The 15,238-nt window shown below is 57.5% G+C and carries 13 protein-coding genes; 1 reads left to right on the top strand and 12 read right to left on the bottom strand.

The features are described 5' to 3' along the window. Nucleotide 1 precedes the first annotated feature (1 nt). A complete protein-coding gene (locus FDP13_RS16545) occupies nucleotides 2–814 on the top strand; it encodes an HAD family hydrolase (RefSeq protein ID WP_143839920.1) in 813 nt (270 codons plus the stop codon). Nucleotides 815–1,281: 467 nt separating this feature from the next. Here FDP13_RS16545 and FDP13_RS16535 read toward each other — a convergent pair whose 3' ends face one another. The 12 genes from FDP13_RS16535 to sctV all read right to left on the bottom strand — a co-directional run bounded on the left by FDP13_RS16535 (nucleotide 1,282) and on the right by sctV (nucleotide 15,236). Further along, nucleotides 1,282–3,267 carry a methyl-accepting chemotaxis protein gene (locus FDP13_RS16535; protein ID WP_143839919.1) on the bottom strand — a complete coding sequence of 662 codons (1,986 nt, stop codon included), beginning with the start codon at nucleotides 3,265–3,267 and terminating at the stop codon, nucleotides 1,282–1,284. A 576-nt stretch (nucleotides 3,268–3,843) separates the two neighbouring features. Next, nucleotides 3,844–5,073, bottom strand: coding sequence for a peptide antibiotic transporter SbmA (gene sbmA / locus FDP13_RS16530; RefSeq protein ID WP_143839918.1), 1,230 nt, complete (start codon nucleotides 5,071–5,073; stop codon nucleotides 3,844–3,846). 687 nt (nucleotides 5,074–5,760) lie between these two features. After that, nucleotides 5,761–6,846 carry a type III secretion system export apparatus subunit SctU gene (gene sctU, locus FDP13_RS16520; RefSeq protein WP_027711913.1) on the bottom strand — a complete coding sequence of 362 codons (1,086 nt, stop codon included), beginning with the start codon at nucleotides 6,844–6,846 and terminating at the stop codon, nucleotides 5,761–5,763. 44 nt (nucleotides 6,847–6,890) lie between these two features. Beyond that, on the bottom strand, nucleotides 6,891–7,694 hold the full coding sequence (sctT, locus tag FDP13_RS16515; RefSeq protein WP_012769603.1) for a type III secretion system export apparatus subunit SctT: 804 nt from the start codon (nucleotides 7,692–7,694) through the stop codon (nucleotides 6,891–6,893). A gap of 7 nt (nucleotides 7,695–7,701) precedes the next feature. After that, nucleotides 7,702–7,962: a type III secretion system export apparatus subunit SctS gene (gene sctS / locus FDP13_RS16510; RefSeq protein WP_012769604.1), complete on the bottom strand. Its 261-nt coding sequence runs from the start codon at nucleotides 7,960–7,962 to the stop codon at nucleotides 7,702–7,704. A 7-nt stretch (nucleotides 7,963–7,969) separates the two neighbouring features. Then, nucleotides 7,970–8,623 (bottom strand): type III secretion system export apparatus subunit SctR, encoded by a 654-nt coding sequence (gene sctR / locus FDP13_RS16505; protein WP_012769605.1) that lies wholly within the window; start codon nucleotides 8,621–8,623, stop codon nucleotides 7,970–7,972. Then, on the bottom strand, nucleotides 8,620–9,783 hold the full coding sequence (locus FDP13_RS16500; protein WP_143839917.1) for a FliM/FliN family flagellar motor switch protein: 1,164 nt from the start codon (nucleotides 9,781–9,783) through the stop codon (nucleotides 8,620–8,622). The genes sctR and FDP13_RS16500 overlap by 4 nt, the downstream gene beginning before the upstream one ends. Next, complete coding sequence (locus tag FDP13_RS16495) at nucleotides 9,780–10,310, bottom strand: type III secretion system HrpP C-terminal domain-containing protein (protein ID WP_012769607.1); 531 nt, start codon at nucleotides 10,308–10,310, stop codon at nucleotides 9,780–9,782. Before FDP13_RS16495 ends, FDP13_RS16500 begins: the two co-directional genes overlap by 4 nt. Then, nucleotides 10,307–10,786 (bottom strand): hypothetical protein, encoded by a 480-nt coding sequence (locus FDP13_RS16490; RefSeq protein ID WP_012769608.1) that lies wholly within the window; start codon nucleotides 10,784–10,786, stop codon nucleotides 10,307–10,309. The genes FDP13_RS16495 and FDP13_RS16490 overlap by 4 nt, the downstream gene beginning before the upstream one ends. Then, a complete protein-coding gene (sctN, locus tag FDP13_RS16485; protein ID WP_033575700.1) occupies nucleotides 10,773–12,152 on the bottom strand; it encodes a type III secretion system ATPase SctN in 1,380 nt (459 codons plus the stop codon). Before sctN ends, FDP13_RS16490 begins: the two co-directional genes overlap by 14 nt. Continuing rightward, entirely contained in the window at nucleotides 12,152–13,123 is a 972-nt protein-coding gene (sctD, locus tag FDP13_RS16480) for a type III secretion system inner membrane ring subunit SctD (protein ID WP_143839916.1), read from the bottom strand. The genes sctN and sctD overlap by 1 nt, the downstream gene beginning before the upstream one ends. A 10-nt stretch (nucleotides 13,124–13,133) precedes the next feature. Continuing rightward, nucleotides 13,134–15,236, bottom strand: a complete 2,103-nt coding sequence (gene sctV / locus FDP13_RS16475) for a type III secretion system export apparatus subunit SctV (RefSeq protein ID WP_033575698.1) — start codon at nucleotides 15,234–15,236, stop codon at nucleotides 13,134–13,136. Between the last annotated feature and the right edge of the window lie 2 nt (nucleotides 15,237–15,238).

Genomic DNA, 15,238 nt, shown 5'->3' with positions numbered 1-15,238 from the left:
AATGATTAAACTGATTATTACCGATTTGGACGGCACTTTTCTTCGTAGTCACGGCGAGTTCAATCGCCCGCTGTTTGATGAGGTCCGGGCGTTGATGCAACGTAAGCAGGTGCAGTTTGCACCTTGTACCGGCAAACAGTGCGACCGGGTTGAAGAGTTATTCGGTGCTCAGGCGGCGGACTTCTGGATCCTGGGGGACAGCGCCACCCGCATCCGGCACCGGGGCGAGTACGTGTATCAGTCGCTGATCGACAATGCGCTGGGGCGGGAGATTATCGCCACGCTGGAGGCGGTGAATCAGGATCATGTGGTCATCGCCTGTACCCCGGATGGTGCGGTACTGAAAGATTCGCTGTCGCCGGCGATGATCGAGAAAGTCAAAAAATCTTACACCACCGTCCGACTGGTGCCGGATTTCAACGCTGTGCGGGACAATTTTGTCAAAATCACCCTGTTCGATGAAAAAGGGCGTTGTCATCAAACTCGTACTCATCTGACGCCTTATGACTCCCGCGCGTATATCGTGGTGTCTGAAGCCGCCTGGATAGATATCGCCGATGTCGGTGTACATAAAGGCAGCACGGTGGCTCGGTTACAGGAGATGTTGCAGGTAACGGCGGAAGAAACCATGGTGTTCGGCGACGGGTTGAACGACATTGAACTGATGCGTTGTGGCGACTATAGCTTCGCCATGCGCAATGCGTTTGAGGAAACCCAGGCCGCCGCCCGCTTTATCACCAGCGGTTCCAATGACGACGACGCGGTGATGCACACCATTCTCCGGTTGTTGGCGTTACAGCCGGATAAAGGCTAAGAGCTTATCCCATCAGCGCTATTTCTCCGTAAGCCAGATAAAAAAAGGCTGTCTGTCGACAGCCTCAGACTGCTGACAAACGCATTAAGTACAGATGAAGCATCTTTCCGGCGTCAAAAACTGTGCTGAGGTGGGCGACTTCGCCGGGTGAGCGACAGGACGTCGCGAAAGCCCGTGCCGCTCCGGGAGAGCGTCACGGGCGGCCCGAACCGCGAAGTCGAACGCCGAAGGTAGCGCGTAGCGCCGCAGTTTAGCCACCAGCCAGTGGTCAAGGAGAGGTGGCGCTTGCACCTCTCCTTGTCGTGCGTGCGATGAAATAGCAGAGGAACCACACCGTTTATCCCGCACGAAACCATTCACTGAATAGGCAGACTTCACCGTTCACTAGACAACCCGGCTGTCTGTCGACAGCCTCTATCAGATGATATTGAGTTGACAGGGTAGCGAACCCGTCAGTCAATATTGCTTCAGAACGACTCCCAGTCATCCTTGGCATTTTTGGTATTACCGGTCGGCGCTTTTTTCGCGGCGGCAGAAGATACCCTGAGCGTAGATTTATTCAGCATCAACGGCTTTTTCGTGCCGATGGCGGCGCGTGGTTTTACCTGCGGCGCTATGCTGTCATTACCCAGACGGAACACCGATACCGCTTGTTCCAGCATTTGAGCCTGCTCTTCCAGCGAGTTAGCGGCGGCAGACGATTCTTCCACCAGCGCGGCGTTTTGCTGGGTGGTGGCGTCCATTTCGGTGACGGCGGTGGAAATCTGGTTGATACCGCGGCTCTGCTCATCGGAAGCGGAGGCGATTTCATCCATGATGTCATGCACATGAGAGATAGAACGGATGATTTCATCCATCGTTTTACCGGCATCTTCCACCAGTGTAGAACCGGTGTTCACGCGGGTGACGGACTCACCGATCAACGTTTCAATCTCTTTGGCGGCCTGGGCGCTGCGCTGGGCCAAATTACGGACTTCGCCCGCCACCACCGCAAAGCCACGGCCCTGCTCACCGGCGCGTGCTGCTTCTACCGCCGCGTTCAGCGCCAGAATGTTGGTCTGGAACGCGATGCCATTGATGACGGAAGTGATTTCAGAGATGCGTCGGGAACTGACGGCGATCTCGTTCATGGTACTGACGACATTGGTGACAATCTCACCGCCGCGGGTGGCGTTAGCCGAGGCATCGGCAGCCAGTTGCGAGGCGTGATGGGCGTTGTCGGCGTTCTGTTTCACCGTGGAGGTTAACTGTTCCATACTGGCAGCGGTTTCCACGACGGCGGCTGACTGCTGCTCGGTGCGGGAGGAGAGATCGGTATTGCCGGCGGCGATTTCCGATGCGGCTAGCGCGACATTGCTGACGCCCTCACGAATGGTGCCGATCGTCTCACGCAGTTTACTGTTCATCTGATTCATCGCCACCATCAACAGGCCCAGCTCATCGCGGCGGTTGACGTCGATGGAAGAGGTCAGGTCACCCTGAGCAATTTGCTCCGCCAGCGACAGGCTCTGATGCAAAGGGCGAGTAATCAGCAACGTGATACCCCACGCCATCAGTATGCCGATCGCGATGATCACCAGACCGGTAATCAGTAATTGCCACTGTGAGCGGGTTGTCGTGGAACTGACCAGCGCCAACTGGCTGTTGTATAAATCATTGGAAGCGTTATCCAGAATGATTGCCGCACCGGTCATGGTTTTGGTCGCGGTGTTTTCATCCCGGAAAGCCGTCATGTAATCGGTAAGGTAGCCGTTATAAGCGGAGAAGAAACGCCAGGTTTGATTCAACCACCCTTGTTGTTCCGCGCTGAATTTAGGCAGCGCTTGATTAAACGCGACCTGAGCGTTGCCAATGGCTTTGCGCAGGGTGGATTCGATTTGTTCGGAGGGTTGCAGCAACAACTGATGCGTCAGATCACGGATGTCAGACAGTTGTTCAAGCAGCCCGGCAAATTCCAGTTTTAATTCCGGCGTCAACGAACTGTTGCCGAACTGGGTACGCAACGTGGTAACGACGCCGGCGCTGGTATCCTGATTGAATTTTTGCGCCACGGCATCACGCTGCTGGCCGGCTTTGATCAATGCGTCCCGCCCGGGAAGATAGGTTTTATAGGCGTCATTGAGCTGATCCAGTAATTTCTGTGCCTCGGGGCTCCAGGTAAGCTGGCCGGCCTGATTTAACGACTGACCTACCTTTTTCATCAGGTCGCCGACGGTATTAATGGCGTTGTAGTCGTGAGTATATTGAAAAGTAAGGCGGGCACGTCGGGCATCGTTCAAATTGCTATTAATGTCGTTGCTGATAATCGATTTATCGACATAAGCATCAACATTACGAAAACCATTAACACCCGAGAGCATGATAAAGGCGGACATGATTAAAATCAGTCCGAACCCTATCGCCAATTTACTACCAACCTTCAGATTGTTATAGGTATGCAGAATAGTATTCATAAAGGCTTCCTACAGAGCTGAGTACGTTGACAACGCAGGTCAACAGAGAGTAACCATCTGTTAACGTCCATGTTTTTTAAAAAAATACAGAGATGGGGTTCTTTCACGGAGGGAAAAAACGTGTGAATACTATCACATTTTTTAAAAATGCAAACGATTTGTAACATAATGAAATTACAGGTTGTTTGTATTTCTTATTCCAGATTCTTCCTTGTTTTATTTTTATTTTTCCCAAAACCCGTAAAATGATTTCGTGTACTAGTTGGGTGAACTATAAAAACGATTTTTTTTAAACGCTCTTTCAAAAAATTATTTTTAACTCTCCTGAGTAAATCATATTTTTTCATTTCGTCTCTAATCGGAAAAATAATTTCCGTTGTCCGTTCCTTACCGGAACATCAGCATTTTTGAGGTCGAACTTGATTGCGCGATGCTGTAAGCAGGGGCGAATTATTCAGGAAGAAATAAAGAAAGGGAGAGAAGTCGAGCGCGGGTATTCAGCCCGTGTGGCGTTTCCGGGGTTTCATCATGGAGTAAGGCTGCGCTGCCGTGGTGACGGCGCAGCCTCGGGATGTGTCAGGCATCGGGGGCGGCATCGGCCGCGTCGAGGGAGAGCGGCACATCCTGAATGGTCGCTTCGAAACTGCGTAAACGTTTATAAATCGACATCAATTCCACGATGGTGGCCCAGGAGTTGATCAGGTACTGAAACGAGCCGCGTACCTGATCAAACACGTTGGTAATCTGGGTCATCAAACCGAGCGTCAGGCTACCGGCTACGATCGACGGCAACAGCATGATGATGCCAAATACATTGTCGGTTTGCAGATAGAGCACCCGGGCGATATTGAAGTAGGTGTAGTGAAAGTAGAGGCGAAAATAGTTTTTCCGCACATTACCGAAGAGCTGTTTTACCGTCGGCGGCGTGGCGCGGTCGGCGGCATCCTCGCCGTAGACCAGTTCTTTACGGTAAGCCGCTTCGACCCGCTGGTTGTTGAACTCCAGCCCCGGCAGCTTAATGCCGACCAATGCCAGCAAACCGGTTCCCGCCAGCGACCAGACGATAGCGGCAATCACCAAACCGTAAGGAACTTCGCCGAGCAGCGGCAGCGATTTGACGTGCGACGACAGGCTCACCAGCACCGGCAAAAACGCGATCAACGTCATCAGCGATTTCACCAGGTCAACCCCCAGGCTCTCCATTGTGGATGCAAAGCGCATGGTATCTTCCTGAATACGCTGTGCCGCCCCTTCAATATGGCGCAGCGCTTGCCAGTGCGAGGTGTAGTAATCGTTCATGGCGGTACGCCAGCGGAAAACGTAATGGCTGACGAAAAACATATTCAGCACGCCGACGGTGACCGCGGTGAGCGCGATACCGAGGAAAATCAGCAACTGCTGGTAAAACGCCTGAATCGTGGTGGTATTAGGCGCGCTCAGCGCTTTCTGGATCAAATCGTAAAAAGGGACGTACCAGTCGTTGACCGCCACGCCGACCTCGACCGAGAAGTAGGTGACGAAAATAATCAACGAGGTGCCGAGAATCGACCAGCGTTGCCAGGGGTGTGGGTCGAGTAATGCCCAGGCGCCGGCGAAGAGGCTCACGCACAGCAGATAGTAACCGTAGAACCACAAAAAAGCGGGCGACAGGAAGCGTATCGCGCCTTGCGGCAACGGTTCACTGGTGTGCAGCAGGCTATCGCCCAGCGGACGCCACCAGCCATACCAGAGGAACACCGCCACCAGCGACCAGATCAACGCGGAGGAGAAAAACAGTTTAGGGTTAGGAAAAAACGATTTGAACATAGGCGCACTTTTGATCCGTAAAAGGTATCTGCTGATCCGTAAAAGGTATCGGCAAAAAGGAATAACTGCCGTGATAGCAAATATTTAAATCAGGCGCAGGATTATATTGAAACGATTTTTGACGGCGATGGTTTTTTCTTTACGCAATGAAGGCGGCAAACGCAGAGATGCCCGGTGCGGATCTGAGGGTTATGGCTGTTTACCCGTCATACTTCACGTTGCAGGTGTATTGGCTTTCTTACCTGGCCCATCAATGGGCCTCGCCCTACGGGCCGCTGTCGGCAGCGCGCAAATCGGCTTATGCCGATTTCAGACTGCTGACAAACGCATTAACTACAGGATGAAGCATCTTTCCGGCGTCAAAAACTGCGCTGAGGTGGGCGACTTCGCCGGGTGAGCGACAGGACGTCGCGAAAGCCCGTGCCGTGTTGGGAACACGTCATGGGCGGCCCGAACAGCGAAGTCGAACGCCGAAGGTAGCGCGTAGCGCCGCAGTTTAGCCACCAGCCAGAGGTCAAGGAGAGGTGGCGCTTGCACCTCTCCTTGTCGTGCGTGCGATGAAATAGCAGAGGAACCACACCGTTTATCCCGCACGAAACCATTCACTGAATAGGCAGACTTTCACCGTTCACAAGACAACCCGGCTGTTTGTCAACAGCCTCAAATCGGCTTATGCCGATTTGTCTGTCACCCCATCTCAATCACATTCTGCTCCCGCTGCGGCAGGTCTTTCTCCAATTGTCGCAGTACCTTATAGACCTGCGCAACCGGTTGCAGGGTATCGCGCGGGATGTAGTGGCCTTCGGGCACCCGGTACAGGGTGCGCGCCAGCCAGATGAAACGGATCACCGGCACGCCGGCCTGATGTGCGCGGGCGATCAACGCCTTGGCTTGATCATCCTCGCCTTTGAGCAGAATGCGCGGCAGCGGCGTCTTGCCGGGCCGGTAGAACAGCGCCACCGCGTAGTGAGTCGGGTTGACCAGCAGCAGGTCGGCGTCTTCCACTTTGGGTTTGACGCGCGGGCTGGCCGGTTCGTTGAGAATTTCCTGCGCTACGGATTTTCGGTGCCCTTTCATGTGGGGGTCGCCTTCCGAGTTTTTGTACTCGTTACGGATATCTTCGTGGCTCATGCGCTGCTGTTTGAGGAAATAATATTTCTGCAACCCGAAGTCGAATACGCCCAGCGCCAGTAGCGCGGAAAGGGTGGTGCGCGACACGCTTTTCAGTACGTTTTCCACACCTTTCCAGAATGCGGTCAGATCGCCGTAAGCCAGCTCCACCAGCCACTCCAGTTGCGGGATCACCACCAGCCAAAAGACCAACCCGATGGTCGTCGCCTTCAGCAGGTTGGTCAGCATGTCGGTGAGCTTGCGCATGGTGAACATTTGCTTAATTTGATTGATCGGGTTGAGGCGGTTGAAGTCGAGTTTCAGCGCTTCCACGGCGAACAACGGGCCGTACTGGATCCAGCCGCCGACAATACGCATCAGCAGCGCTACGCTGATGGTCAGCAGGCAAAAGGTGGCCAGCAGCGCCAGCGCTTCGCTGAAAACTTCATCGGCGGCATGGCCGAAAGGGTCGGAAATGCGGCTCAGCGGCAATTGCATCAGCGCTTGTAATTTGCTCATGCCGCTGTCGGTCAATGCCAGAATCATCTCCAGCAAGGCAAAACTGATCAGCAGCTTGGGCACATCCTGACTTTGGCCTACTTCCCCTTTTTTGCGGGCATCCTGCAATTTTTTGGGGGTGGGTTTTTCGGTTTTTTCACTCATCCCGGCACCTTAGCGTTTCATCGCCGTAGCCTGTCGCCGGTCCGTCAGGACGATGCCTGAAAGAACAGGGGAAACAGGTGTTTCAGATCGGTCAGTGCGTTGAGCCGGCCTTCGCCGAGAAACTGCAACACTGGCATGTAGAGTACGAAAAACGCCATCCCCGCCAGACACTTAGCGGGCGTAGACAGCACATACACCTGTAACTGCGGGCTGTAAAGACTGAGAATGGCGATGCTGAATTCCAACAGCAGCAGCAGCGCCACCAGCGGCCCGGCGTACACAATCATGTGCTGAAAGGTCTCTTTGAGCAGGTCGAGATAGGTGTGAAACCCCTGTTCCGATAACGGCGGCAGAAAATCCAGCGCCGGCCACAGCCGGTAGCTGTCCCACAGTAATTGGGTAAAGCCGGAAAAGCCGATAGTGAGAACCAGCAACATGGTAAACAGCTCTTTCAGCATGTGGCCGAGCGGGGTGGCATCGCTGCCCAGCGCCGGGTTGAGCTGGCCGCCGGTCAGCGCACCACGCTGGTTATCAAACAGCGCGCCGACCGACTCGAACAGCCAGAACGGCATGGCCAGCACCACCCCCAACAACAGCCCGATCACCAGCTCCTTCAGCAGCAGCGCCGGCAGCATCGGCCAGGTGATTGTGGTGGTCAGCATTTGCTGTTGGATGGCGCCGGCCGGCACCAGCGCGATGGCGATGGCCACCGCGTTGCGCAGCATACCTTTGATAATCGAGAAGGAGAACAGCGGCACCAGAAACAGGCACGGATACAACCGGGCGACACCCAGCGTCAGCGCGTAAATAAAGTCGTAAATATTCTGGATGGTGGCGATGGAGAGCATAGTGGCCTCACGCCCGGACTTGTTCGATCATATTGAAGGCCATCATCGCCAGTTGGATCAGTTCAACGCCGATCCAGCGGCCGGTCATGGCCAGCACCAGCCCTACCGCCACCAGCTTGACGGCGAAAGGCAACGTTTGGTCTTGTAGCTGCATCACCGCCTGTAGCAGCGAAATCAGCACGCCGACCACCACCGCGACCAGCAGCGGCGGCGCCGACAGCATCACCACCAGCACCATCGCTTGTCGGAATAGATTGAGCGTTTCCATCGTCGCCTCACAGGTAACTGTAGAACAGGCCGTCGAGCAAGCGGGTCCAGCCGTTGACCAGCACGAACAACAGCAGCTTGAGCGGTAGCGAAAGCGTGGTGGGCGCGACCATCTGCATCCCCAGCGCCAGCAAGACGTTGGAGACAATCAGGTCGATAACGATGAACGGGATATAAATCAGAAAACCGATTTTAAATCCGGCCTGCAGTTCCGACAGCACGTAAGCGGGCACGATCAGCAGAATGCTTTGGGTGGTGATTTTCTCGGACATCGCCGCCGGCCACATACGCAGGCTGTTTTCATGCAGATGGGTGAGAATATCCGGGTCGGTGTTGCGCGACATGAATTTCTGCAACGGCTCGATGCCGCGGGTGACGCTGCTTTCCAGCGCGTCGAGGTTACTGAAATCGACCGGCGCATCCTGAAATCGCTGTTTGATGTCGCTGAATACCGGGGCCATCACGAAGACGGTGGCGGCGAGCGCAATGCCGTACAGCGCCATGTTGGGCGGCACCTGCTGTACCCCGATGGCGTTGCGGGTGATCATCAAAACCATCGAGATCTTCAGAAAGCAGGTACAGACGATCATCGACAAAGGGATCAGCGACAAGGTGCCCAGAAACAGGGCAAACATTACCGGATCGAAGCTGCCCGAGGTCATCGTGATGACTCCGGTGCTATCTCGCCATCCACCCCGAGGCGGCGGGTGATCTGCAATCCCAGTCGCCCTTCCACATCGACCAGTTCCCCCAATGCCAGCGGCTGTTCGCCGTGATAGAGGGTGGCTTCACCGGGCGTCGCCTGCTGCAACGTCAGCACCGTGCCGGGGGCGAGTTGCTGCAAATCCTGTAGTGTCAGCGTCAGGTAGCCGCAACGCACGGTCAGCGCCAGCGTCAGCGGCGGCAACGCATAACCGGACAACGCGCCGGCAGGGTTGTCGCCATCCGGTACGCCATACTCCGCATACGGAGAGGCTTCAGACGCGGTATAGGCATCGAAAGAGGCGGTATTATCGAAAACGGCGGTGTCGTCAAAAGGTGTTGTCACGGGACATTCCTCCAGTTCTGTCACGGTAAACCAGTAAGGGGCCAGCACGTCCATCCTGAGCCGCCCGGTCAACCGCCGGTCGGCCAGCGTGATACTGCCGTCGCCCTGCGGTGAAAAGTACTGTTTGAGTGGACAGATCAGGTCGCCCGGTTCCAAATGGGTTAATTGTTCGTGTGACAACGTCACTTCCGCCAGTGTTAACGGCACCCTTATCGCCAGATGACCGGGCAGCGGATAGCGCGGGACCGACCACCCCGGCCGACTTAACCATTGCTGCAAGGTCTGGTACGAGGTACGCAACCGGCTGCGCACCCGGAAATCACCCCGTCTGGCGTCCAGCCACAGCGTCACCTCGGCCGGTGCTGAATCGTCTGGCGGTTGTGTCTTGTCGGGTAAGGTTGAGTGGCCCGTTGGCGCCGGGAATAGCGGTTGAAACTCGCCGAACAGGTCGCGCAGCGTCGGGCTGAGCGCCTGGTTGTAGTGGGTCCAATACCAGTGTACGGCGTCTTCACTGTCATGCGGGCCGGGCAGCAGCGCCGGGCAGGCGGAAAACAACGACAGCAACGGGGCGGCGTTGTCCAGCCACAGCGTTCCGGCGTGGCAGCGCCAGCCGCTCTCCTGCGCGTCGGGCACGGCTTCCTGCGCCAATTGCAAACGCAACTCGCCGGGCTGGCCATCCAGCATGAAGGCGAAGCGGTGCGCCGTCGCCAGTTGACGGGAGAGTGCCGCCCGCGCCCGGCTGACCGGTCGCAGTGTCTGAGCCAGCGGAATCATTCTTCATCCTCCCGGCTTTCAAATTGCAGGCGAACCGGAGCGCGTAACGTATCCGCCAGCGAACGGCGGCAGTTATCGCGCAGGCCTTTCAATTGCTCATACGCGGTTTTGCCGAAACGCAGCGACACATCCCAGCCGTTGGCGGGGAGCGTAACCATGCGGACATCGACGTTGCCCAACTGCGGTAATTGCAAACTGAACGACAAGGGTTCTCCCCGGCGTAGCAACGGCATGTCGGTGAGCGACGATTCCAGCGCCGACCAGTACACCGGCACAACCGGTTCCGTTGACGACGGGGCATCGATGAAGCCATCCAGATTGAGCGGGGGATGCAACGCCATCGGCGGGCCAAACGGTAGCCAACTGGCATCGGGGAACTGCATTTCCGGGTCGAACAGATCCTCGAACGGATCTTCAATGCCGGTATCGTCATACCCGTAGCCGGGGAAATCCAGCGCCTGGTCATGCGGTAACGGAGATTGGCCGGGCTGCGACACATCGGGCGCGGCAGGCAGGTGAGGGGTCATATCGCCTCCTGATAAGTGGTTAACAGAAACTCGAGTTTTTCAACGGCTTTCTGACAAAGGCGCGCCGCTTCCCTGGCCTGCCCGACGAGTTGTTGGCGGTGCAGATACTGTTGTTGCCAGTCGGTACACAGCAGCACCTGCGCCTGAATCTGACGAATCTGTTTTTGCTCCTGTTCCAACTGGTTTTTCAGTGATTCCAGCGTTTGGGTTTTGCCCAGCGCTTCGCGCAGAAAAGTGTCGCGCTGTTGCCGCCATTCGGCCTGCAACTGTTCCAGTTGCGCTTGCTGAGCGCGTAACGCCGCCTCGGTTTGCCTGAGCGTCTGTTCGGCCTGTCGTAACTGGCGCTCGGCGCGGCTGAGGCGCTGACGGCGGATCGGCAACAACTGGTTGAGTACCGCATTCAGCTCTTGTGCGCTGGTGTCCGGCTGTTCTTCTTCCATGACGCTGACGGATTTCATGGCGTTAGAGATTGGCATACTGACTCACCTCGGCGAGTTGCGACTGGATAAACTCAAAACTCTGCGGCTCGCGCATCGCTTGTTGCAGAAAGCGGTTGATGTCGTCGTTGGCGCTGACGGCGGCATCGGTGAGGGCATCGTGCCCCGGCTGGTATTCGCCGAGGCGAATCAACATTTCCACCTGTTTGTAGGCGGCCATCAGCCGTCGTACGGCATTGGCGTTGCGCGTGTGTTCCCGCTCCACCACGTTGCTCATGGTACGGCTCAGGCTCATCAGCACATCGATGGCCGGATAGTGGTTGCGTTCAGCCAGCCGACGCGACAGCACGATGTGGCCGTCGATCAGCGAGCGTACTTCGTCGGCGACCGGGTCATTCATCGAGTCTTGTTCGATCAGCACCGAATACAGGGCGGTGATCGCGCCCTGGCGGGTTTGCCCGGCGCGCTCCACCAGGCGGGGCAGCAGGGTGTAAACCGAAGGCGGCAGCCCGCCGCGCCCTTGCGGTTCGCCGAGCGCCAGGCCGATTTCACGCTGGGCGCGGGCAAAGCGGGTCAGCGAGTCGATAATCAGCAGCACTTGTTTGCCCGCCGCGCGAAAGGCTTCGGCGATGGCGGTTGCCGTGAAGGCGGCGCGAGCGCGTTCCATACTGCTGCGATCGGAGGTGGAGCAGACCAGCACGGTGCGGCTGCGTAGCTGTTCGTCCAGCTCGTGATCGAGAAATTCGCGCAGTTCGCGGCCACGCTCGCCGATTAAGCCGAACACAATGGCGTCGCATGGGGTGTTGCGCGCCAGTTCCGCCAGCAGGGTGGTTTTGCCGCAGCCGGCGCCGGCGAACACCCCGACGCGCTGGCCGCAGCCGATCGTCAGCAGGCCGTCGATGGCGCGCATACCGGTGGGCAACGGGTCGGCGATACGTGGGCGTTCAGTGGGCGGCGGCGCATCGCCGATCACCGGCATCGGATTGGCATTCAGATCGCCCGGCTCGACAAACGCACTGTGGCCGCCTTCCTCCAGCGGACGACCGAATCCGTCCAGCACGCTGCCGAACAGTGCATCGGAAACCTGCACGCAATGCGGTTGGTACAACGGCGTGACGACCGCCCCCTGCGCGATGCCGTCCAGCGCGCCCAACGCCGACAGGAAGGTGTTGCTGGGGCTGAAACCGACGATTTCCGCCAGCACCTGTGAGCTGTCGTTGCGTTCCACCAGACATAAATCGCCGATGCGGGCGTTCGGCAAGCTGGATTCCAGCAAAATGCCGCTGATGCCGATGATTTGACCTTGTCGCGTTACCGGCGAATACGCCGCCAACTGGCGCTGTTGCCGTCGCAGCCATTGGGTGAGCTGCGGGTAGCGGGTGTCGATGACATCCAGTGTGCTCATTACCAGTTCACCTTGATCTGTTGTTTGCCGCGAAATTCGATCTGGCTGTCGTTGATGCTGACCAGTCGCAGGTTGTCCACCTCATCGCCGACGAAGATACGACGGCCGTCGGAGGTGACGACATTCGCTTTCGGGCCGCTGGTGACTTGTACTATCTGGAACGGCAACTGGTCGTTTTTCACCGTGGTGAGGTTTTCAATCTGCAACGCGGTGACGTAGCGCTGGTGAAATTGCGCCAGCATACGTGCCAGCCGGGTGTGTTGCGCCGGCAGCAGCGCGCCGCTCAGGACGATGCGGTTGTTATCCAGGCTGGTGGTGACCAGCCGCTCCAGCTCGCGGTCGGTAAGCATGGTTTGCAGGGTGCTGTTAAGCTGCGGCAACGTACCGATCGGTAAACGGGTATCCTGCGCCGGCGGTGCCGGCGGCATCGCCGCCGTTTCCTGCAACATCCAACTGCCGATGATCATGAACAGCAGCACGGCCAGCAGCAGGTAGCTGAATTTTGCCCACAGCGGAAGACGGCGTTTTTCCTGCAACACCAACAGGGTTTCCGGCGTCGGCGTCGGGGACGTTTCCTCGGGGGCAACGGCCTCGGTCGGCGGCGCGTCCGCAGGCGTTTCGGCGTCGCCGACGTGTTGTTGTTCATCCGGCGGCGTTTCTTCCGCCTCATCCTGCCAGGGCGTATCGGCGCTGACCACGCACAGCCAGATGCCGCCGACGGCAAAGGGCGTGCCGGGCGATAGCATCAGCGATTGCTCCACGGCGTGGCCTTCGCTATTGATGACCGGGCCGTCCAGTACGGCTATCTGCCAGCCCGTGGTTAATTTTTCCAGCAAGCAATGTTGCTCGCGGATGCCGGGATCGTAGAGCACCATGTCGGCTTCGTCGGAAGAGCCGATACGCCATGAGGTTCCGCTCAGCGGCAACGCGGCCCCTCGGTGTAATCCGGTCAGAACACGTAGTTCAAACATATTGCGTTTCCTATGCGTTAAAAGGGTCAATCCTGTCCAGCAGGTCGATACGGCCCGCTACGTTGATCGACAGGTGCGATTCCAGTTCGGTAAATGACAGCACCGGTACATGATGAAATTCATCCTGCAACAGAATGCGCAGCGGGCTGCGCAGGTCTTGCGCCACCAGAATCAGCGACGACGGCGCCATCATCGGCGGGAAGGCGCGCCGTAACTGGCCAAGCAGGGTGGCGGCGTATTCCTGGGTGAGTGCGAAGAAGGCTTCGTTTTGTGTCTGGCGCAGCGCGTCGCGCAGCAGTTCTTCCGTTTCCGGCGTCAGCAGCCAGACGGTGAGGCTGTCGTCCTGACTGTACTGGTGGCAAATCTGCGCTTTCAGTTCCAGACGGACGTAGTCGGTGAGGGCGTTGATGTCGCGTTCATGCTGGCCGATATCGATCAGCGCCTCCGCAATCGGCCGTACCGAGCGCAGCGGCACCCGTTCCGATGCCAGCCGTTGCAACACGCTGGCAAAGCGCGACAACGGCATAATGCGCTGGAGTTCCTGCGCCAGTTCCGGTTGTTCGCTTTCCAGCCAGGCGAGGATCGACTTGGTTTCCTGCAACCCGATGAATTGCGCGCCGCTGCGATGAATCGCATTCTCCATGCGGCTCAGGATCAGCGCATCCGGGCTCCAGGGGCTCAGTTCCGGCTGCTGTAGCATCGGGTGTTCCGGCGTCAGCCATAACAGGTGATGCTCATCGCGGGTGGCGAGCCCCAGCATCATGCCGTCGTCGAGCGCGTCTTCCGGCATTTGCCCGCGCGGCACCGCCAGCAGCGGCACGCCGAAACTGGCCCGCAATTGCGGAATTTCATACACGCAGAAACGAAACTCATCTTCCGGTACGTTGGGGGTAAATTCGATGTCGAACGACGGCAGCGTAAAACCAAAGTGATACACCAGCCGGTTGCGCAGACGGCGGATCTCCTGCACCAGTAACGCGGCGGCGGCGGCACCTTGCCACACGGTATGGAACTGCAACAGGTAGGCGCGGGTGGGATTAAAGCGGCGTAAGTCCTGATAGCCGTTCTGGTCGGCAGGCAGGCCGTCGTCCGCCAGCAGCGCATCTTGTAATCCGCTTTGTTTGGCGCGCCAGAGCTGGAATAACCCGCTGCCGAGCGATGCCAGGCTAATGAGCAGAAACACCAGCGTCGGCATACCGGGCAACAGCGCAAACCCCAACATCCCTACTGATGAGATAATCCATGCTTTGGGCTGGCTGGTCAGCTGCTCGGCGATTTCCCGGCCGATATTGTTGTCCGTTTTCTGGCCGTCTGCCGACACACGGGTAATGATCATCCCGGCGGTCAGTGAAATCAGCAGCGCCGGGATCTGGGCAATCAAACCGTCGCCGATAGTCAGCACCGAATAAATGTGCATGGCGTCGCCGGCGGCCATGCCGTTTTGCAGCACGCCGATGGCAAAGCCGCCAATCATGTTGATGAACACGATCACCAGGCTGGCGATGGCGTCCCCTTTAACGAACTTCATCGCCCCGTCCATCGCCCCGAATAACTGGCTCTCCTTGGCCAGGTTTTCCCGGCGCTGGCGGGCCTGTTGCGAGTCTATCAACCCCGCGCGCAAGTCGCTGTCGATGGACATTTGCTTGCCGGGCATCGCATCCAGCGTGAAGCGTGCCGCCACTTCCGCCACACGTTCCGACCCTTTGGTGATGACCAGAAAGTTCACCACCGTCAGGATCATGAAGATCACCAGCCCCACCGCCAGATTGCCGCCTACCACGAAGTTGCCGAACGCCTCCACCACGTGACCGGCATCCTGTTGCAGCAGGATTTGTCGGGTGGTGGAGATGGACAACGCCAGCCGAAACATGGTGGTCAGCAGTAATACCGCCGGAAATGTAGAGAACGCCAGCGGCTTGGGCAGGTACATGGCCAGCACAATCAACAGTGATGAAATACAGATGTTGAACGCAATCAGCACGTCGATCAGACCGGTCGGCAGCGGGATGATCATCATGAACACAATCGCCATGACGATCACGGCGCCCACCACCTCGGAGCGCTGCATGGCGCTCATGGCAAAACGGTTAAGCCAGACGATCAGGATAGCCATCG

Origin of the sequence: Dickeya sp. ws52, assembly GCF_007210685.1 — a bacterium.
GTDB lineage: Bacteria > Pseudomonadota > Gammaproteobacteria > Enterobacterales > Enterobacteriaceae > Dickeya > Dickeya chrysanthemi.
Note: the sequence above shows the minus strand (reverse complement) of the source record. Positions and strands in the feature narration are given on the sequence as shown.

Excerpts from the sequence above, each read along its gene's own strand:
- sctV (WP_033575698.1), bottom strand. The coding sequence starts at position 15,236 with ATGGCTATCCTGATCGTCTGGCTTAACCGTTTTGCCATGAGCGCCATG.
- sctT (WP_012769603.1), bottom strand. The coding sequence starts at position 7,694 with ATGCTCTCCATCGCCACCATCCAGAATATTTACGACTTTATTTACGCG.
- FDP13_RS16490 (WP_012769608.1), bottom strand. The coding sequence starts at position 10,786 with ATGCCAATCTCTAACGCCATGAAATCCGTCAGCGTCATGGAAGAAGAA.
- sctR (WP_012769605.1), bottom strand. The coding sequence starts at position 8,623 with ATGACCTCGGGCAGCTTCGATCCGGTAATGTTTGCCCTGTTTCTGGGC.
- FDP13_RS16535 (WP_143839919.1), bottom strand. The coding sequence starts at position 3,267 with ATGAATACTATTCTGCATACCTATAACAATCTGAAGGTTGGTAGTAAA.
- sctD (WP_143839916.1), bottom strand. The coding sequence starts at position 13,123 with ATGTTTGAACTACGTGTTCTGACCGGATTACACCGAGGGGCCGCGTTG.
- FDP13_RS16495 (WP_012769607.1), bottom strand. The coding sequence starts at position 10,310 with ATGACCCCTCACCTGCCTGCCGCGCCCGATGTGTCGCAGCCCGGCCAA.
- sctN (WP_033575700.1), bottom strand. The coding sequence starts at position 12,152 with ATGAGCACACTGGATGTCATCGACACCCGCTACCCGCAGCTCACCCAA.
- sctS (WP_012769604.1), bottom strand. The coding sequence starts at position 7,962 with ATGGAAACGCTCAATCTATTCCGACAAGCGATGGTGCTGGTGGTGATG.
- FDP13_RS16545 (WP_143839920.1), top strand. The coding sequence starts at position 2 with ATGATTAAACTGATTATTACCGATTTGGACGGCACTTTTCTTCGTAGT.
- sbmA (WP_143839918.1), bottom strand. The coding sequence starts at position 5,073 with ATGTTCAAATCGTTTTTTCCTAACCCTAAACTGTTTTTCTCCTCCGCG.
- sctU (WP_027711913.1), bottom strand. The coding sequence starts at position 6,846 with ATGAGTGAAAAAACCGAAAAACCCACCCCCAAAAAATTGCAGGATGCC.
- FDP13_RS16500 (WP_143839917.1), bottom strand. The coding sequence starts at position 9,783 with ATGATTCCGCTGGCTCAGACACTGCGACCGGTCAGCCGGGCGCGGGCG.